Raw genomic sequence first — 18,256 nt, forward strand, 5'->3', positions numbered from 1 at the left:
ACCCCGAACCACTACCACCTCACACACAACCGTGCGATCGTGCAAACAACGAAACAAAAGCCGCATTTATCGCAAAGTCGTCAGGTGTGTGTCCCATGCGCCCCTCCCCCCACCCCAAGCGCATCCTCGATCTGGCCCTCGGCTCCGCCCTGCTCGCCCTCGCCGCCCCCCTGCTCCTCGCGGCCGTCGTCGCGACCGCGCTGAGACGGCCGCCCGGGGGCGTCTTCGCGACCGCGACGAGAACCGGGCTGGGCGGCCGGCCCTTCACCCTGCGCTACCTGCCCGTCCGCCGCTTCCGCCTGGACGCGCTCTCCCGCCTGCCCCATGTCCTGCGGGGCGAGATGTCGCTGGTCGGCCCGGCACCCCTGCCGCCCGACCACCCCGCCGCCGCGGCTCCCTGGCGCCACCGCGTCAGACCGGGGCTGACCGGCCTGGCGCAGGTCCGGCGCGCCTCCGCGCTGCCGTGGGACGAGCCGCTGCTGCTCGACCAGCACTACGTGGAGCACGAGTGGATCGGGCTCGACCTCGCGCTGCTGCTGCGCACCCTGCGCACATTGCGGACCGTGCCCGGTCAGGCTCACCTGAGCGACGCAGATCACCGCCTGCGCGGCTACAGTGCGGCGGAATAAGTGGGTACGCTCAGCACGGACTGAATAAGTTACCGCTTAGTAGTAGTGCCTAAGCCCTCCCACCCTCGCAGGCCCGAGGAGCCTCCATGCAACTCGCCGCGATCATTGTGTCGCTGACCCTGACCGTGGTCGGCGTTGCGCTGCTCGCCCGCGCCATCGGCCAGTTCGTCCGCTACTTCAAGCTGGGCCAGCCGGTCCCCGCCGGCACCCGGACCGACAACCCCTACCAGCGCAGCGTCACCCTGGTGAAGGAGTTCCTCGGTCACACGCGGATGAACCGGTGGGGCATCGTCGGCATCGCCCACTGGTTCGTGGCGGTCGGCTTCCTGACGCTGCCGCCGACGATCGTCACCGCCTACGGCCAGCTGTTCCAGGCCGACTGGACGCTGCCGGTGATCGGCGGCTTCCTGCCGTACGAGCTCTACATCGAGTTCATCGGCGCGATGACCACCCTCGGCATCGCCACGCTGATCGTCATCCGGCTGCTGAACCTGCCCTCGCGGCCCGGCCGCAAGTCCCGGTTCGCCGGCTCGAAGATGGGCCAGGCGTACTTCGTCGAGTACGTCATCCTCGTCATCGGCCTCGCGATCTACGTCCTGCGCGGCCTCGAGGGCGCCCTGCACCACGTCGACCACTACGAGGCCGCGTACTTCGCCTCGTACCCGCTGGTCCTGGCCCTCAAGGGCCTGAGCGTGGGCGCGCTGCAGAACCTGGTCTACCTCTTCGCCATGATCAAGCTGAGCACCACCATGATCTGGATGATCACGGTCTCGCTCAACACCAACATGGGTGTGGCGTGGCACCGCTTCCTGGCGTTCCCGAACATCTGGTTCAAGCGCGAGGCCGACGGCTCGACCGCCCTCGGCGCGCTCCGGCCGATGACGTCCGGCGGCAAGGAGATCGACTTCGAGGACCCGGGTGAGGACGACGTCTACGGCGTCTCCCAGGTCGAGCACTTCTCCTGGAAGGGCATCCTCGACTTCTCCACCTGCACCGAGTGCGGCCGCTGCCAGTCGCAGTGCCCCGCCTGGAACACCGGCAAGCCGCTCTCCCCGAAGCTGCTGATCATGTCGCTGCGCGACCACGCGCACGCCAAGGCGCCGTACCTGCTCGCCGGCGGCGGCAAGACCATGGAGGGCGACGAGAAGGCCTCCGAGGAGGCCCTGAAGGACGTCCCCGCCTCCGCCCTCGCCGAGGCCGAGCGCCCGCTGATCGGCACGCTGGAGGAGAACGGCGTCATCGACCCCGACGTGCTGTGGTCCTGCACCACCTGCGGCGCGTGCGTGGAGCAGTGCCCGGTCGACATCGAGCACGTCGACCACATCGTCGACATGCGCCGCTACCAGGTGATGATCGAGTCCGCGTTCCCGTCCGAGGCGGGCACGATGCTCAAGAACCTGGAGAAGAAGGGCAACCCCTGGGGGCTGGCCAAGAAGCAGCGCGTGGAGTGGACCAAGGAGGTCGACTTCGAGGTCCCGATCGTGGGCAAGGACGTCGAGGACCTCTCCGAGGTCGACTACCTGTACTGGGTCGGTTGCGCGGGCGCCCTGGAGGACCGGGCCAAGAAGACCACCAAGGCCTTCGCGGAGCTGCTGCACATGGCGGGCGTCAAGTTCGCGATCATGGGCGGCGACGAGAAGTGCACCGGTGACTCCGCCCGCCGCCTGGGCAACGAGCCGCTGTTCCAGCAGCTCGGCCAGGAGAACGTCGCGATGCTGAACATGGCGTTCGGCGAGGACGACGACGAGCCTTCGACGAAGAAGCCCAAGGCCGCGAAGAAGATCGTCGCGACCTGTCCGCACTGCTTCAACACGATCGCGAACGAGTACCCGCAGCTGGGCGGCGAGTTCGAGGTCATCCACCACACGCAGCTGCTCCAGCACCTCATCGACGAGGGCAGGCTGACCCCGGTGACGCCGGTCGACGGCCTGATCACGTACCACGACCCGTGCTACCTGGGCCGGCACAACAAGGTCTACACGCCGCCGCGCGAGATCATGTCGGCCGTCCCCGGCCTGCGCCAGCAGGAGATGCACCGCCACAAGGAGCGGGGCTTCTGCTGCGGCGCCGGTGGCGCGCGGATGTGGATGGAGGAGCGGATCGGCAAGCGCATCAACACCGAGCGCGTCGACGAGGCGCTGTCCCTCAACCCGGACATCGTCTCCACCGCCTGCCCCTTCTGCCTCGTGATGCTCACGGACTCCGTGAACGGCAAGAAGAACGACGGCAAGGCCAAGGAGAGCCTCCAGGTCGTGGACGTGGCCCAGCTGCTGCTGGAGTCCGTCAAGACGCCCGCGGAGCCCTCCGCGACGGAGGAGACGGACAACGAGCCGGAGCCGGTGAAGTAGTCCGTCGTAGTCCGACCCAGTCCGATCCGGCTCGGTCGTACGAGAACGGCGCAAGCGGCCGGACCCGCCCCGAGGGGGTGGGTCCGGCCGTTTCGACTCACCGCGCGGGAGAGCCGGGGGCGGTCGCCGCCGCGGTGCGGCGTGGTGGCCGTCGCGTCGCGGGCACGACCGCGCCCACGAAGCCCCGTACCGCCCATGTGACCTACGCCTCAGCGCGGTAGCGGGCGACGATGAACAACCGCATACGCGACCAAATCGGTCATGATTCCACGATTCCGACCCTTAGGGGATGTCACAGCTCGGCAGCAAAGGAGCCCCTCGCTCCCGGCCCCGTCCACCGGACACGGCGCGACCGGGTACGTTCGGTGGCGTGGCTGGATTCAGGATCGGACGCGGCCGGGACAACCGCACCCCGCGACAACAGCAGCAGGCGCCCTACGGCGGTGCGGCGGCGCCGCCCCCGTACGCGGGGCCGCAGCAGCAGTGGCACCAGGGGCAGCAGGGGCAGCACTACGGACAGCCCCACGGGCAGCCCCAGGGGCAGCAGCCGTACGGCGAGCCGGAGTACTTCGGCGACCCCTACGCGCAGGGGCACGCCGCTCCCCCGCACGACCCGTACGCGGCGAACAACCCGGGCCACACCCGGGCGTTCAGCATCCACGACGAGGCGTACGCCGCCGGACCCGACGCGTACGGCGACGGCGCCACCTACCAGGCCGGCGCCCCCGCCGCCCAGGCGGGCCCGCGCCTGCACTGGAAGCAGCTGCTCAGCGGCATCGTGATGCGCCCCGGCCCGACGTTCTGGCAGATGCGCGACCACGCCGTGTGGGGCCCGGCGCTGGTGGTCACCTTCCTCTACGGCCTGCTCGCCCTCTTCGGGTTCGACCAGGCCCGCGAGGAGACGATCAACGCCACCCTCTCCACGGCCATCCCCTCCGTCCTCATCACCGGCGTCATGTTCGTCGTCGGTGGCGCGATCCTCGGCGCGGTCACACACACCCTGGCGCGTCAGCTCGGCGGCGACGGCTCCTGGCAGCCGACGATCGGCCTCTCGATGCTGATCATGTCGATGACCGACGCGCCCCGCCTGATCTTCGCCCTCTTCCTGGGCGGCGAGAACACCCTCGTACAGGTCATCGGCTGGCTGTCCTGGCTGGCGGCCGGGGCGCTGTTCACGTCGATGGTCAGCAAGTCGCACGACCTGCACTGGCCGAAGGCCCTGGGCGCGTCGGCGATCCAGCTGGTGGCCCTGCTGTCGCTGATCAAGCTGGGCACCCTCTGACGGTCGCCCGGACACGCGGAAGGGCCCCCACGGCGCACGTGGGGGCCCTTCTCCGTACTCCCTGGCCGCGCACTCCGTACCCACCCCGGCCGCGGCACCGTCGCGGCGTGGGTCAGGCGTCCAGCACCTGCCCCGAGCGCTGCACCACGGGCTTCTCGACGCTCCACGGGAAGTTGATCCACTCGTCGGTGCGCTTCCAGACGTACTCGCACTTCACCAGCGACTGCGACTTCTCGTAGATCACCGCGCTGCGCACCTCGGCGACCGTGCCGAGGCAGAAGTCGTGCACCAGCTTCAGCGTCTTGCCGGTGTCGGCGACGTCGTCGGCGATCAGCACCTTCTTGTCGCTGAAGTCGATCGCGTTGGGCACCGGCGCGAGCATGACCGGCATCTCCAGCGTGGTGCCCACACCGGTGTAGAACTCGACGTTCACCAGGTGGATGTTCTTGCAGTCCAGCGCGTACGCCAGCCCGCCGGCCACGAACACCCCGCCACGGGCGATGCTCAGCACGATGTCGGGTTCGTAGCCGTCGTCGGCGATGGTCTGCGCGAGCTCGCGGATGGCGGTGCCGAACTTCTCGTAGGTCAGGTTCTCCCGTACGTCACTCATTGCTCACACCTGCGTCCGATGGAAGTTCTGGAAGGACCGCGAGGCGGTCGGCCCCCGCTGTCCCTGGTACCGCGATCCGTACTTCTCAGACCCGTACGGGTACTCGGCCGGCGAGCTGAGCCGGAACATGCACAGCTGCCCGATCTTCATGCCCGGCCAGAGCTTGATCGGCAGCGTGGCGAGGTTCGACAGTTCGAGCGTCACGTGCCCGGAGAAGCCCGGGTCGATGAACCCGGCGGTCGAGTGCGTCACCAGACCGAGCCGGCCGAGGGAGCTCTTGCCCTCCAGACGCGAGGCGAGGTCGTCGGGGAGGCTGATCACCTCGTACGTCGAGGCCAGCACGAACTCGCCCGGGTGCAGGATGAACGCCTCGTCACCCTCCGGCTCGACCAGCCGCGTCAGGTCCGCCTGCTCGACCGCGGGGTCGATGTGCGGGTAGCGGTGGTTCTCGAACACCCGGAAGTAGCGGTCCAGCCGCACGTCGATGCTCGAGGGCTGCACCATGGAGTCGTCGTACGGGTCGATGCGGACCCGCCCGGCGTCGATCTCGGCCCGGATGTCCTTGTCTGAGAGAAGCACGCCCCGAGGATACGCAGAGCGCGCGGGCCCGCCCCAATCGGACAGCCTCCGCGCGCCCTCCCACCACGTGCTACTGCCGCTGCAGCTCCACGGGCACGGCCACCGGTACGGCCTGCCGCAGCCGCGCACACCGCGGGCACCGCAGCAGCCGCCCCGGCCCGATCCGGCCGGCCCCGAGCTGCTGCATCGGGAACGAAGCGGTACTGAACACGTGCCCCTCGGCACAGCGGACGACGGTGCGCTCCATGGAGTCCATCAAGTCCCTTCCCCAACAATGCGTGGACGAGAAAGCCACATTAGGGGATCAACGGGACACCACTCCAGGCGGCACTCCGCCCCCACACCGTATGCCCCAACTCCCGCCCCACGCACCTCGATCCGTCCCCCACACAGCACAAAGACCCCGCGGCGCGATACACCGGGGGCCTGCCGATAAGGTACAGTGAGCGACGTTACGACACCGGTCCTCCGGTGCGTATTACGCGGGTGTAGTTTAATGGTAGAACATGAGCTTCCCAAGCTCAGAGCGCGGGTTCGATTCCCGTCACCCGCTCCACGCAGAAGGCCCAGGTCATCGACCCGGGCCTTTCTTGTTGTCCGGACCAGGTCACTGGATCCCGTTTTCGATGCCCGGTCCTCTTTCCGGCTCCGGATGCGCACCAGTTGGTGCGGCGAGTTGCGGTCAACGGGTTCCTGACGGTGACAGGGGCCCGAACGGAGGCTTCGGGTCCTGTCCACGCAGGGCGTCCCCGGCCCGGATCATGCCGGTTCTTCGCGGTCCGTGACTCGTTCGGGAAGCGTGGCGACCAGGATGTCGGCGGCCTGGGTGTCGTTACCGGCGTCGACCGCACGGGACATGGCGTCGTGCGCCGCGTCAGGTGTCGTGTCCGGCGGCACCACCAGGAGGGCGAAGTGGTCGTTGTCGCCGCGTGTGATGAGGACGGTGTCGTCGCCGATGGCGAAGGAGTCGAGGTGCACGACCCGGTCGTCGACAACCACACGTGTCGGGACCTCCTCCCAGGCGGCGGTGTCCAGGCCGACCCGCGTGATGGGGCCGAGGTGCGTGGTGAGGGCCTGGATCAGAGCGGGCAACTCGGTCGCGACATCCCGGGAGCGGGGCCACCACGCGCCGTCGAGGGCGCCTTCGCGGGAGTGCGTCGTCTGCAGCCGGAGCAGGGCGGCGCCCGGCTTCACCGCTCGATGGATCTCGTCCGGAAGGACCTTCCGAGGGTTGGGAGTGCCGGATTCGGCCATGGTGGTCCGCCTGCCTACGCGGGGCCGCCGACACCTCGTGGTCGGCGCGATACCGCCGTAGTCTCACGGTACTCCGCATAGCTGTGACCAGGCCCGCGACCACCGGCCCGAGTGGTGTTCCCGCTCGGATACCGCCTGGTCGCACACCCCTCGCCCGGCCACCGGGCGGAGTACGCTGAGGGTACCGGGAGTAACTCGTACACCCGCTTCCCAGCGGACGTCGTTTCCGGCGATCAAGGCACTGGGCCCCCCGCAGGGCGGCCCGGAGACGGGCCCGCCTCATGACGACCGCCGACCAGGAAGTGACACGGGCGCCCGGCCCCGGCGAGCACCACGGACGCAACACACGCGTCATGGTGAACCCCACCCGCCGGCCCGTCGTCCCGCACAGGGTTCCGGTCACCGGGCACACCGCGCACGTGGGCTGGTTCACCGAACTTGATCCCGACAAGCTGATCCTGCTCTTCTACCTCGTCGGCCGCTGCGACCCGCTGGTGATCCCGCCCGAGACCGAACCGGCCGCAGCCGCCCGGCTCGTGACCACCGCCACGATCCCGTGTCCCACGAGGCCGCGACCGGCCGCCGTATGCGGGACACCCGCAGCGAGGACTCCCGGGAGACCGACGGCGGGTCCTTCCTGCCGCCCGTCCGGCACCCGGTACCCGGCCGTCGGAGCACGGATGATCCCCGCCGGGGAACACGGGGAGATGACGACACGGAGACCCTGGTCACGCTCGCGACGCTCGCCCTCCCGGCCATCACCGGGCCCCCGGCCACGGCCACCACCAGGCCGGCGGGGCAACGCTCCAGCCGCGGGCCCACGGGCACCCGGCCATGACCTCGAACCACTCCCCCGGCCGCGGGCCGCGAAGGGAACACCGAAGGGACCACACCGTCTTGTACGCCGTCGAGAACGAGCCCCTGCCGCAAGCAGGACAGGCCGAGATCCGTATCGTCGCCGCCACTCCCGACGCAGCCCGTGCGGTCGCCGAAGCGATCCGCCGCGCCTTCGCCGGGACGGAACAGCGCAGCTACCCCACTCCCCAAGGCGGCACCCGGCTCCACCTGACGGTGGACACCGAGAGCGCCGCAGCACCCGCCCACTCCTGGCTCGCCAACAGCACACCGGACCTCGGCACCGCCACTCACGTGGATGAGCTCTGAAGGGGCGGTGCCGCCTTTCCTGTCACGCCGTCCACGCGGCCGGGCCCGCTCTGCCGAACCGAGCGCCTTCCCCGTATGTCGCGCGCCGCGGAGGAATAACTGTTCCGGCGAAGCAAGGGTTTAGCGGGCCGTGCGGTGAGCGTTTCTGGCACAACGGCCGAGCGGAAACAATGAACAACGCACCGGGCGCCGAGGCGTGCTACTGTCGATGTCAGTTGCAGTTGTGGTTCCCAAACTTCAAGTGCCCTCGGTCGGCCCCTGTGCCACTGGGAGCGCTTTTTTATTTCCGGTCATTTCCGGTGGGGTAATCATCGCGGTGACACGGTATCCGCACAGTGCGGACACCGGTTTACCCCAAAGGAGATATGACATGAGCACTGGTACCGTGAAGTGGTTCAACGCGGAAAAGGGCTTCGGCTTCATCGAGCAGGACGGTGGCGGCGCCGACGTGTTCGCCCACTACTCGAACATCGCCGCCCAGGGCTTCCGCGAGCTGCTCGAAGGCCAGAAGGTCAGCTTCGACATCGCGCAGGGCCAGAAGGGCCCGACGGCCGAGAACATCGTTCTCGTCTGACGTCGACGCGCACCCCGTAGCTGGGGCCCGCATCCTTCGGGGTGCGGGCCCCAGCTGCATGCGTTTCCCGCGGTGTTTTCTCCTGCGGAAGAATTTCGGGACTGTCCGCGCCCGCACCGAACGCGGCCCCCACGCAGAGCTGCTGTACCGCACTCGGCGACCGGCTTCCCGCCCGCATAAAGTCACCCTTTTCCAGCACCTCCGGCCCGCGCGATTCTTCCGCCGCTGGATGTGCTTCGCTTTCGCATTCCCTTCCGCCCTTTCGGTCCACTCTCCGTGCTGATCCTCGCTACGGAATATCTGGACGACCGCTCTCTTTCGCGCCCGTATGGGCGGTGCCGGTTACCGGCAGGGGGGTGCGTCGGTGGCGAGTGGCCGACGCGGCAGAGACACGCCATGACAGGGGCCGCGCGTGTCGACGGCTCGGGGGGCGCAACAGCCGGCTCCACCACCGTCGCCGTACGGGATGACCTGGCCGGACGCGACCGCTCCCCGCTGCGCCCCCAGCCGGTGCCGAGGATTGCCTGATCGCTGGTGACGAAAATCTGCAGCCGCCGCAGTAGACATCCGGATGGAGTGTGGCTATGGTTTCTGTCGTAGCCGAGATCGAGCAGGCCCCCGGCAGAGATGACCGGGGTTCGCAGTACACGTAGTTCGCAGGACGGTGCGGTGGTGGAGTACCGGAGCCACGGTTGTTGCAGGACGGCGACGGGACTGACGACCGGACCGGGTGGCCCGCAGTGATCAGGGGCCGCCGTGTGCAGTACGCAGTACCAGCAGCGCAGTGAGCGGTAGTTCCTCGGTGAAGGCGTCGGGCTGCGGGCGCGCGCACTGAGGGTGGCAGCGGAGTTCCCAGCCGGAGCAGACGCAGGATGGCGACGGACCCGCCGCTGAGAGTGGTGCTTTCCCAGGCCACCGGTAGTTCGCAGTGAGTGAGTTGAGAATCAGAGGAAGAACGGAGGAGTCGAGCACCATCGGGATCGCCCGGGCGGAAGCGTTGTCCCCCCGGGTACCGCAGGACATCGATAGGCAGGTGGTCTCCGGTCACACATCCGCGATCCTCGCACCCCCGACCCCGTACGGGGCGGCCGTGCGGACACAGTAGGCCGGCGCAGCACTGAGGCCGGCAGATGGTGCAGTTCCTTCGGGGCCCTGGTGCCGTACGGCGCCGGGGCCCCTCGACGCGTTCCGCAGAGAGGTGAGATGACAGCGGACGATCCGATCGGCCGTCTCGAAGACGACGACTACCCCGCCTACACGATGGGACGGGCAGCCGAGATGCTCGGCACCACCCCGAGCTTCCTCCGCGCCATCGGCGAAGCGCGACTGATCACCCCGCTCCGGTCGGCGGGCGGCCACCGGCGCTACTCCCGATACCAGTTGCGCATCGCGGCCCGCGCCAGGGAACTCGTGGACCAAGGCACCCCCATCGAGGCCGCCTGCCGCATCATCATCCTCGAAGACCAGCTCGAGGAAGCCCAGCGCATCAACGCCGAACACCGCCTGGCAACGGCCGAACCGAACCCGACGGCCAGGGCCACGGCCTGAGGTGAGCGTGCCCGCCCGAGCCGGCGGGCACCGACCGCCCGCCCGGCCGGCCGGGATCCCAGCCGGGCGGCCCCGCGCATGGCCGTGGACGCAGCGAGCGAGAGGGGGAGCCGAGGGCACCCCGTGCGATCGTCCGACCCGCGAATCGGGCTCGACGTCTCGTGTAACACCGGCTCATCCTGGGCACGATCAAGGCTTCCGAGCAGGCCCCTCCGCTCACCTACGCGCAAGGACCGCCGATGCTTCCCGAGTTCCGCTCCGACCCGTCCACCTCCTTCGTCCAACAGCTGGAACACGGACTGGGTCTGCCTCCGCGCCTCGAAGCGGGCCGTCTGGACGTGGGGCGCGTCGCCGACATCGCGGTGGTCGCAGCGGCTCACTCCGACGGCTACGCCGCCACCGCGCACCTGCTCGGCCTGCTGGCCGCGCTCCCCGCCCCCACCGAGGCGGGCGAACACTTCTGGTCCGACCTGTGGAGGTCCTCGGGCACCGCCTACCTGCTGCCCGCCAACATCAAGCCGCTGGTCCTGCGTTCGCTGACCGGGGAGGGAGCCGGTCTTGCCCGGCAGCTGCTCTCGGCCGTGGACGAGATGACCCCGCCCCAGCGCATGGCGGCCGGGGAAGTGATCGGACAGGCACTCTCCGAGTCCGACCACCTGCCCGACCTCAAGACCCAGGTCATCGGCGAACTGTGGCTCCGCGATCTCGAACTCACCGCCTGGCGTGTGGTTCACGCGGACCACAAGTCCGCCGACCCCGAAGGGCGGAAAGCCTTCCTCGACGCCTGGACGAACGTCTGAGCCCACAGGCCCCCGCCCGTCCTCCTGAGACCAGTCGTTCCATCCGTCCTGTACGGCTTTGCGGTACCGAGGGCGTCAGGGGCAGGTCTCTCCGAACTTGACTGCCGTGATCCGCACCGGCTGGCCGTTCAGCTCGGTTCCCGGGCGGGGGGCCTGAGTGCACACCTTCCAGTTGCTTTCCACCAGCACCATGCGGCCCTCGGCAGCATCGGAGACCGTGAACGAGGTTCCGCCGTCCAGGGCTTCGCGGGCGGCCTTGACCGACTTACCGGCAAAGTTCGGCATGTCGCGGCCCGCCGCCTTCAGTGGCTGCTCGTCCCCGGTGGGACAGTCCTCTTCCAGCTTCACCGCGCCGAAGTCCAATGTGGTCTCCAGCGACACTGTTCGGCCTGCCTTGACGTTCTGGGAACAGACCTTCCAGTTCCGGTCAATGGCCTGCACCCGGCCGCGCCCCAAGCTGTCGTGCGACGAAAGGGCGTAGAAGCCGTTGGCCTGGGCGGTGTCCTGTGCCGACTGAAGCCCCATTCCCGCGAAGTCGGGCACCGCCGCCTTCTTCACGGTGGGCCGAGCGGTGGGGCTCGCTTCGTCCTTCGCCTTTGCCGGCTTGGGGTCGGACGCACCGGCCCGCCCGGGCTCGGCCGTGACGGTGATCGTCACCTTCGGCGCGGGCTTCGCGCCGCCGATGGTGCCCTCACCGCCGCTGCCGGCACTGCCGAAGACGACGCCCATGAAAAACAGGCCGACCGCGGAAGGAATGACCACTCGCTTGCGCGACCAGCCAGGCCGTGCGCCGGGAGGCTTCGGCGGCGATGGAGGCTGTCCCCATTGCGGCGGTGTTCGGGAGTTCCAAGTCATGTGTCCCCCATGCGGGTTCGTCGGTGTACGACCGTAACGATCCGGCCGGGCACGTGGTGAGGCAGGGACTCCGGAAGTGACGAAGCTGTGACGTGATCGTGAGGAGCCGTAGGAGCCCAGGGGCACGGTGGTGACACCGCTCCGGCGCCGGACTCCTCAAGACCGTGGTGGGCAGGCCGTGGATGCCGGCGGCGGGACCGCCGGTGAGGCCGGTGGCGCCCGCGGTCCGCGGGAGTAACGGTCCGGCGGTGAGGGCGGGGGCGGGGCGGACTGGGGTGCGAGGGCGGAGGCGGGCGGGGGCGGAGGGTGTGCGGGGGCGAGGGCGAGCGGGCGGGACGGGGTGGGAACGGGTTCGGCGCCTCCCCACCTCAAAAGATGCTCAAACTCGTTGCGTGCTCTCCGGGCGGCTGGTGAAGATCGACAACGCGTCCGATCGCGCGGCCTGACCAGCCGTGCGGGTGGCGCGTCACCGTCCGGCTCGACCAAGCCGGGCGTGCACGATCAGAACGTTGGGGGAACAACTTGAGGATCGACAAGTTCAGGGCCGTGACCGCTGCCGTCGCGACGGCCGCGATATTCAGCACGGGCCTGTCCGGGTCCGCCCTGGCGGCGGACCACGGCGGCCGGCCGGTGGCCGCGGCCTCGGCAGCAGACGCGGCGGCCACCGCCGCCGCCGACGCCGCGGAGGCGCAGAAGCTCGCCGAGACGCTGAAGGTGCTCGACGCCATGCCGGACAGCGTGGCCGAGCAGGGGGACGCCGCCGTGCGGGCGTACCTGGCCGAGAGGCTGCCCCAGGAGGACCGCCGCGCGGTGGCCTTCGGGTGGACGCAGAAGCTGAAGTGCGGTGCCGCCATCACCGCCGCCATCGCCGGTGGCGCGGTTCCGGTGGCCAAGCTGCTGAAGCTGAAGGCGTTCATCAAGAAGGTCGGCTCGGTGAAGGAGGCGGCGACGCTGCTCATCCGCGTGTCCAAGGGCGAGGAGAAGATCAGCGAGCTGGGTGCCACCCTGGGTGGCCTGGCGTCCGCGGTCCTCGGTATCGACGCGATCAAGAAGCACTGCCGCTGACCTCGAAGGGAGCCCCAATGACCACGAGCAAGGCGCGTGTCACGGCGCTGATCACCCCCGTGGGACAGGACGCCCAGGACGAGGCATTGGCCCTGGCCCGGGAGGGACGTACGTCGAAGGCGGTCTCACGCCTCCGCAAGGATTCGGGGCTCGGCCTGCACCCCGCCTCGGCCGCCCTGGACCTGCTGCTCGAAGGCAGGGCCCTGCCGGCGTCGTACGAGCAGGCGCTGGCCGCGTTGCGGGACGAGTGCCCGGAGCTGGTCGGCGAGTTGACGGGCCTGCTGCACGACGACGACCGCAACGGCGCGATCAAGCTGCTGCGGGAACGGACCGACATGGACCTGGCGGGGGGTTACCACCTCGTGGAGACGCTGACGGCCCGGCTGGGCTCGGCGTAACCACACCCGTGGCCGTCGCGGCACCGCGCGGCGGCCACGGGTCGTCCGGCGGGAAGCGCCCATGGACACCCCCTAGGGGCGGCCGGCGGTCTCCAGGCCGGGGCGCGTGTCGTCCGGGTCGCCCGCCCCGGCCACCGGCGGCGCGCCGCTCGCGGTGGGCGGCGCGGGTGTGACCGGGTCCGGAGTCGAGGTCGGGGTCCGGGGCGTGACCGGGGTCGCCGGGGGCTCCGCGCCGCTGGCCGCCGTGCGGCCCCACGCCGTGCCCGCCAGGATCAGCAGCACGCCCAGCAGCCCCGGCAGGCCGGGCCGGTCACCGGCCAGGGCGATGCCGGTGACGGCCGCCCACACCGGTTCGGTACCGAGCAGCAGGCTGACCCGGGACGGCGAGGTGCGGCGTACCGCCCACATCTGGACGAAGAACGCGAACAACGTGCAGAACACCGACAGGTAGAGCAGCCACGCCCAGTCGCCGCCCCCGAAGTCGGCCGCGGCGGCCCACGGCGTGGCGCCCGTCCCCGGGGCGGCGCACAGCAGGGCGAAGACCAGCACCGAAGAACCCAGCTGAACGGTCGTCAACGACATGGCGTCGGCGCCCTCCACCGATCGCATCCGCGACATCGCGAGCACGTGCACCGTACGGGCGACGGCCGCGCCCAGCATCAGCAGGTCGCCCAGGGACGGCTCACTGAAGCCCGCGCCCTGCGTCAGCAGCACCACCCCGAGGACCGAGAGCCCGGCCGCCGCGACGAACGAGGACGACAGGCGCGTACCGCGGATCCGGCTCTCCGCGAGAGGGGTGAAGATCATGGTGAGGCTGATGATGAGCCCGGCGTTGGTCGCCGAGGTGTGCACGACCCCGTACGTCTCCAGGACGAAGACGGCCGCCAGGATCAGGCCGAGGACCCCCGCTCCGCGGATCTGCGCGCCGCTCATCGCGCGCAGCCTGCGCCACCCGGTCGCGACCAGTACGGGCAGGACGACGGCGAACCGCAGCACCAGGACGGCCAGCACCGTCCGGTCCGTGGTGACGCCCTTCGCGGCGAGGTAGCTGGACCCCCAGACCACCGCGACGAGCAGGACGGGCAGATCGGTCAGCCAGGCACGGCGTGCCGCGGTGACGGTCATGGGGCTCCTCGGACGAAAGGCCGACAGGCGTGGGGCGGCGCCCGGGACGTGGTGCGGGTGGCCACCGGGCGGGGAACGGGCGTGCGCCGACCGCACGGGTTCCCTCGGCCACCGGGTCGCCGGATCGCCGGGTGCGGGGCGGCGTTCGTACCCGGCACCGGCGGCGGGCCCGCACAGCGTAATGGCCGACCGGCGTGGCGCGGGGGGCGGTGGGACGCGGGGCGGCGGGACGCGGGGCGGCGGGACGCGGGGCGGCGGGACGCGGGGCGGCGGGGGAGCGCGTGGGTGCGGCGTGGCGAGAAGTGGCCGAAATTCCCAAGGCGGTGGCGAGAGCGGTCCACCCTCCGATAAGTTAGGCAAGCCTAACCTAAGGAGTGAGGGATGAGCAGTCGCACCGATACCCGCCCGGCCGAACCATCCGGCGCGGAGCGGGTCCGCTCCGTACTGTCCGCCGCACGGTCCCTGACGGTGACGACGCACGGGTACCGCTGCGACCTCGTCGGCGCGCACACCCTCGACGACCGTGGCCGGCTGACGCTGCGGCTGCCGGACGACTGCCACCTGGCCGCCGCCGTGGCCTGCGCGCCCCGGGGCGACCTCGCCGCCGTGCTGGAGTTCACCGACGTGGCGCCGGCCGCCGTACGGGACCGGGTACGGGCCCGGGTCACGCTCTCCGGGTGGCTGACCCGGGCGGGCATGGCAGCGGCGGACGGCGGGGCGAAGGGCGCCGGCGTCGGGAGCGGCGGGGCGGTGGAACACGTCGCCCTGCGCCTGGACGCCGTGCGGGCCACCCTCGACACGGGGGCCGGCGCGGAGGGCGTCGGGCTGGACGAGCTGGTCCTCGCCGGCGCGGATCCGCTGGCGGGCCACGAGGCGGCGCTGCTGATCCACCTGACCGACGACCACCCCGAGGCGGTGGCCCGGCTGGCCAGGCTGGTGGAGCCGCGCCATCTGCACGGCGTGCGGCGCGTGGTGCCCGTGGCCCTCGACCGGTACGGGATCACCCTGCGGCTCGAACGCGCCCGCGCCCACGACGACGTACGGCTCCCGTTCGCCGCCCCGCTGCGGGACGCCGCCGAGTTCGGCGACCGCCTCCAGACGCTGCTGGCCGCCGCGCACGCCTGTCCGCGCCGCCGCCTGCGCACCCGGCCGTGACGCGGCCTCAGGCGCCGCCGCCACCCGGGGCCGGTCCGGGTCCCGTCCCCGGGCCCGGCGCCGGCCGGCGGGACCAGGTCGCGGCGATCATCCGCGCGGCCGCGCCGGCCGCCGCCCTCTACACGCCCCCGCCCCCGCCTCGGCTCCCGTCCAGGTGTACGGGCAGCGAACGGTGACCATGGGAGATGAACGACTCCACCGGCCGCAGTCGCTCGGGCGGCACGGCCAACGCCAGGCCGGGGAACCGCTCGAACACCGCCGGCAACGCGATCCGCGCCTCCATCCGGCCCAGCGGGGCGCCCAGGCAGTAGTGGACGCCGTGGCCGAACGCCAGGTGTTCCTTGTCGGCCCGCGTGACGTCGAAGCGGTCGGCGTCCTTCCCGTACCGCCCGGGATCGCGGCCGGCCGCGGCGTACGCGGCCAGGATCGCGTCGCCCTTGCGGATGACCACGTCGTCGAGCGCGATGTCCTCGACGGCGTACCGCAGCGGCAGGCTGGCGACCGGGGCGTCCGACCGCAGGGTCTCCTCGATCACGTCGTCCCAGGAGGCGCGCCCCGCCCTGAGGTGCGCCAGTTGCTCGGGGTGGGTGAGCAGGGCGTGGATGGCGTTGTCGATGAGGTTGACCGTCGTCTCGTGACCGGCGCCGATCATGAGCACGAGGGTGCCGATCAGCTCCTCCTCGCTGAGCCGGGAGCCGCCCTCGCCGTCGCGTGCGGCGATGAGGCCGCTGGTCATGTCGTCGCCGGGGGACCGCCGCTTCTCAGCGACGAGGTCGCCCAGGACGGCGTGCAGCCGGGTGTGGGTGGTGGTGACCTCGTCGGGGCCGGCGGCGGTGTGGAAGAGGCTGTCGACGATGGACCGCAGCTCGTCCCGCTTCCCCTCGGGGAGGCCGAACAGCTCGCTGATCACCTGGATCGGGAGCGGATACGCGTACATCTCCCGCAGGTCGACGACGTCGCCGTGCCGCCCGGCCCCGGCGATCCGGTCCAGCAGGTCCGCGGTGATCGCCTCGACGCGCGGACGCAGGGCGGCGGTGCGGCGCGCGGTGAACGCCTTGGCGACCAGAGTGCGCAGGCGCTTGTGCTCGGCTCCGTACGCGGTGAACATGTTCTGCACCGCGACCCAGGTGAACAGGGGCCACTCCGGGGAGATCCGCCCGTCGATCCAGGCCGGCCAGTGCTGCCGCGGGTCCTTGGAGACGCGGGGGTCGGTGAGCAGCCGCTTCAGCAGCTCGGGGCCGGTGACCGCCCACGCCGGCACGCCGCCGGGGAGTTCGACACGGGTGAGGGGGCCTCTCTCCCGTAAGCGGGCGGCCTCTCCGTGGATGTCGCGGCCGGTCGGGTCGATCACCAGGGGTTCGTGGTCGTCGGGCATCAGCGCCTCCTGAACTCGCGTCGCGGCAAGGGGACTTCACGCTACGCGCGGGGCGGTTCCGGAACGAGACCGCATCGGTTCACTGAGAATGAGCGAAACCGGCCAGTAACGACATCACCATATGGTGTGCTTTCCCCGCCGTGGAATACACGGTTCACCTTGGGGAGGACTCTTGAAGGTTCGCTTCGCCGCGTCGGCAGCCGTCGTCGCCACCGCCGTCGCCGGAAGCCTGCTGACCGCCGCTCCGGCCGCCCAGGCCGCGGGCGGCGTCAGCATCTACCGCGTGTACTACAACTCGCCCGGCACGGACACCCGTTCCAACACCTCGCTGAACGCCGAGTGGGTGCAGCTCTACAACTCCAGCACCTCCGCCGTCTCCCTCACCAACTGGAAGCTGAAGGACCGGGCCGGCTGGACCTACACCTTCAGCGGCACCATCGGCGCCAAGGGGTACGTGACGGTCCACACCGGCCGGGGCAGCAACACCGCCGGGCACCGCTACTGGGGCCGGGCCGCGTACGTGTGGAACAACGACGGCGACACCGCGTACCTGCGCAAGGCGTCGGGCACGCTCGTCGACTCGTGCGCGTGGGGTTCAACCGGCTCGTCGAAGTACTGCTGACTGCCACTTCCGGGCGCCCGGGGTCGACCCCGGGCGCCGCGTGCCGCCGGGCGGCGGGTACGGTGCCGCGATGGCCGACGTCTACGAGCTCACCCTCGCACTGGACCTGCGGGACGACCTGACGGAACCGGAACTCGCCAAGGCCCGTCGGCACTTGGGCCTCGGCCCGCTTCCGGAGACCCCGATCGTCGTGACCGCCTCGCCATTCGTGTACGAGACCGACGACGGCGACCTCGTCGCGGAGGACGTCACGACGCCGATCCTCGGGCACCACGGCGAGGCCCGGAAGGTGGGCGGCACCCTCACCTCCACGCTGACCCGCCGCCCCTCCGGCGGCTGGGCGCTCGCTTCGCGGCAGGAGATCCACCCGGACCGGTTCGACGAGGTGGGCGCACTCCTCGTCCTGCCGGCGACCACGACCGCCGAGCGTCACACCCGGGCGGACGGCTCCGTCCACGTCGGCCGGACCCGCTTCCACGAGGACGACCGCCCCGCCCCGCTGGTGGTCCGGGACGGGCGGGCGGTGTGGCCCTGACCGCTCACGCGGTGCGCGCGTGCCGGCATCAGGTCGGGAACTCGGCCAGCCAGGCGCGGTTGAGCAGCTCACTCGGCAGGTAGTCCGACTCGACCTCGATCGGGACACCGGCGTCGCGGGCGAGGCGGGCGATGGCGAGCGGGCCCAGCGCCAGGTGGCCGGCGACGCCGCGTTCCCGCTTCTCGGACGCCGTCCAGTACAGCTTGTGCATCTCCAGGGCTTCGACGAGCGCCTGGTTGAACGCGCCGAGGGCCGGGCCACCCGGCCCGGCCACCACGTCGTCCATGGCCCGCATCACGAGAGGCAATCACCGGCCGCGCGCCTCGGTGCCGGCATCC

19 protein-coding genes, 1 tRNA gene and 2 pseudogenes are annotated in these 18,256 nt (G+C 70.8%); 14 read left to right on the top strand and 8 right to left on the bottom strand.

Going from position 1 to position 18,256, the window contains the following annotated elements:
• Nucleotides 1–95: 95 nt before the first annotated feature.
• The 3 genes from AC07DW_RS04575 (at nt 96) to AC07DW_RS04585 (ending at nt 4,259) form a co-directional block, all read left to right on the top strand.
• The gene (locus AC07DW_RS04575; RefSeq protein ID WP_478856140.1) at nt 96–629 is read left to right on the top strand and encodes a sugar transferase; all 534 of its coding nucleotides are present in this window, start codon (nt 96–98) and stop codon (nt 627–629) included.
• An 86-nt stretch (nt 630–715) separates the two neighbouring features.
• The gene (locus AC07DW_RS04580; protein ID WP_478856141.1) at nt 716–2,977 is read left to right on the top strand and encodes a (Fe-S)-binding protein; all 2,262 of its coding nucleotides are present in this window, start codon (nt 716–718) and stop codon (nt 2,975–2,977) included.
• A 370-nt stretch (nt 2,978–3,347) separates the two neighbouring features.
• Nucleotides 3,348–4,259 (top strand): Yip1 family protein, encoded by a 912-nt coding sequence (locus AC07DW_RS04585; RefSeq protein ID WP_478856142.1) that lies wholly within the window; start codon nt 3,348–3,350, stop codon nt 4,257–4,259.
• A gap of 112 nt (nt 4,260–4,371) precedes the next feature.
• Here AC07DW_RS04585 and AC07DW_RS04590 read toward each other — a convergent pair whose 3' ends face one another.
• From AC07DW_RS04590 to AC07DW_RS04600, 3 genes are all read right to left on the bottom strand, one after another.
• Nucleotides 4,372–4,869, bottom strand: coding sequence for a phosphoribosyltransferase (locus tag AC07DW_RS04590; protein ID WP_478856143.1), 498 nt, complete (start codon nt 4,867–4,869; stop codon nt 4,372–4,374).
• Nucleotides 4,870–4,872: 3 nt separating this feature from the next.
• Nucleotides 4,873–5,448, bottom strand: a complete 576-nt coding sequence (dcd, locus tag AC07DW_RS04595) for a dCTP deaminase (protein ID WP_336323542.1) — start codon at nt 5,446–5,448, stop codon at nt 4,873–4,875.
• 70 nt (nt 5,449–5,518) lie between these two features.
• Nucleotides 5,519–5,704 (bottom strand): hypothetical protein, encoded by a 186-nt coding sequence (locus tag AC07DW_RS04600; protein WP_478856144.1) that lies wholly within the window; start codon nt 5,702–5,704, stop codon nt 5,519–5,521.
• 226 nt (nt 5,705–5,930) lie between these two features.
• On the opposite strand from AC07DW_RS04600, the gene AC07DW_RS04605 reads away from it, so the two are divergent.
• A tRNA-Gly gene (locus AC07DW_RS04605) sits at nt 5,931–6,004 on the top strand.
• 203 nt (nt 6,005–6,207) lie between these two features.
• Here the strand turns inward: AC07DW_RS04605 and AC07DW_RS04610 are convergent.
• The gene (locus AC07DW_RS04610) at nt 6,208–6,702 is read right to left on the bottom strand and encodes a DUF5994 family protein (protein WP_478856145.1); all 495 of its coding nucleotides are present in this window, start codon (nt 6,700–6,702) and stop codon (nt 6,208–6,210) included.
• 353 nt (nt 6,703–7,055) lie between these two features.
• On the opposite strand from AC07DW_RS04610, the pseudogene AC07DW_RS04615 reads away from it, so the two are divergent.
• The 5 genes and pseudogenes from AC07DW_RS04615 to AC07DW_RS04635 all read left to right on the top strand — a co-directional run.
• Nucleotides 7,056–7,190, top strand: a pseudogene (locus tag AC07DW_RS04615) (DUF5994 family protein); the annotation flags it as partial.
• 409 nt (nt 7,191–7,599) lie between these two features.
• Nucleotides 7,600–7,866, top strand: a complete 267-nt coding sequence (locus AC07DW_RS04620) for a hypothetical protein (RefSeq protein WP_478856146.1) — start codon at nt 7,600–7,602, stop codon at nt 7,864–7,866.
• Between the two features lie 370 nt (nt 7,867–8,236).
• Entirely contained in the window at nt 8,237–8,440 is a 204-nt protein-coding gene (locus AC07DW_RS04625; RefSeq protein ID WP_478856147.1) for a cold-shock protein, read from the top strand.
• 1,203 nt (nt 8,441–9,643) lie between these two features.
• Nucleotides 9,644–9,988 (top strand): helix-turn-helix domain-containing protein, encoded by a 345-nt coding sequence (locus tag AC07DW_RS04630; RefSeq protein ID WP_478856148.1) that lies wholly within the window; start codon nt 9,644–9,646, stop codon nt 9,986–9,988.
• Between the two features lie 239 nt (nt 9,989–10,227).
• A complete protein-coding gene (locus tag AC07DW_RS04635; RefSeq protein ID WP_478856149.1) occupies nt 10,228–10,788 on the top strand; it encodes a hypothetical protein in 561 nt (186 codons plus the stop codon).
• Between the two features lie 75 nt (nt 10,789–10,863).
• Here AC07DW_RS04635 and AC07DW_RS04640 read toward each other — a convergent pair whose 3' ends face one another.
• A complete protein-coding gene (locus AC07DW_RS04640) occupies nt 10,864–11,643 on the bottom strand; it encodes a hypothetical protein (RefSeq protein WP_478856150.1) in 780 nt (259 codons plus the stop codon).
• 546 nt (nt 11,644–12,189) lie between these two features.
• On the opposite strand from AC07DW_RS04640, the gene AC07DW_RS04645 reads away from it, so the two are divergent.
• The gene (locus AC07DW_RS04645) at nt 12,190–12,708 is read left to right on the top strand and encodes a hypothetical protein (protein WP_478856151.1); all 519 of its coding nucleotides are present in this window, start codon (nt 12,190–12,192) and stop codon (nt 12,706–12,708) included.
• 17 nt (nt 12,709–12,725) lie between these two features.
• Nucleotides 12,726–13,106 (top strand): hypothetical protein, encoded by a 381-nt coding sequence (locus AC07DW_RS04650; protein WP_478856152.1) that lies wholly within the window; start codon nt 12,726–12,728, stop codon nt 13,104–13,106.
• A gap of 228 nt (nt 13,107–13,334) precedes the next feature.
• On the opposite strand, the pseudogene AC07DW_RS04655 reads toward AC07DW_RS04650, so the two are convergent.
• Nucleotides 13,335–14,231: pseudogene (locus tag AC07DW_RS04655) on the bottom strand (DMT family transporter); the annotation flags it as partial.
• 381 nt (nt 14,232–14,612) lie between these two features.
• On the opposite strand from AC07DW_RS04655, the gene AC07DW_RS04660 reads away from it, so the two are divergent.
• Nucleotides 14,613–15,386, top strand: coding sequence for a DUF2470 domain-containing protein (locus tag AC07DW_RS04660; protein ID WP_478856153.1), 774 nt, complete (start codon nt 14,613–14,615; stop codon nt 15,384–15,386).
• Between the two features lie 118 nt (nt 15,387–15,504).
• Here the strand turns inward: AC07DW_RS04660 and AC07DW_RS04665 are convergent, their stop codons facing one another.
• The gene (locus AC07DW_RS04665) at nt 15,505–16,761 is read right to left on the bottom strand and encodes a cytochrome P450 family protein (protein WP_478856154.1); all 1,257 of its coding nucleotides are present in this window, start codon (nt 16,759–16,761) and stop codon (nt 15,505–15,507) included.
• A gap of 172 nt (nt 16,762–16,933) precedes the next feature.
• Here AC07DW_RS04665 and AC07DW_RS04670 point away from each other — a divergent pair, with 172 nt between their 5' ends.
• Nucleotides 16,934–17,383, top strand: a complete 450-nt coding sequence (locus AC07DW_RS04670) for a lamin tail domain-containing protein (protein ID WP_478856155.1) — start codon at nt 16,934–16,936, stop codon at nt 17,381–17,383.
• Between the two features lie 70 nt (nt 17,384–17,453).
• Nucleotides 17,454–17,918: a hypothetical protein gene (locus tag AC07DW_RS04675; protein ID WP_478856156.1), complete on the top strand. Its 465-nt coding sequence runs from the start codon at nt 17,454–17,456 to the stop codon at nt 17,916–17,918.
• A gap of 28 nt (nt 17,919–17,946) precedes the next feature.
• On the opposite strand, the gene AC07DW_RS04680 is transcribed toward AC07DW_RS04675, so the two are convergent.
• Nucleotides 17,947–18,204, bottom strand: coding sequence for an immunity 49 family protein (locus AC07DW_RS04680; RefSeq protein WP_478856157.1), 258 nt, complete (start codon nt 18,202–18,204; stop codon nt 17,947–17,949).
• Nucleotides 18,205–18,256: the final 52 nt, after the last annotated feature.

The organism is Streptomyces sp. NPDC045701 (genome assembly GCF_056432045.1).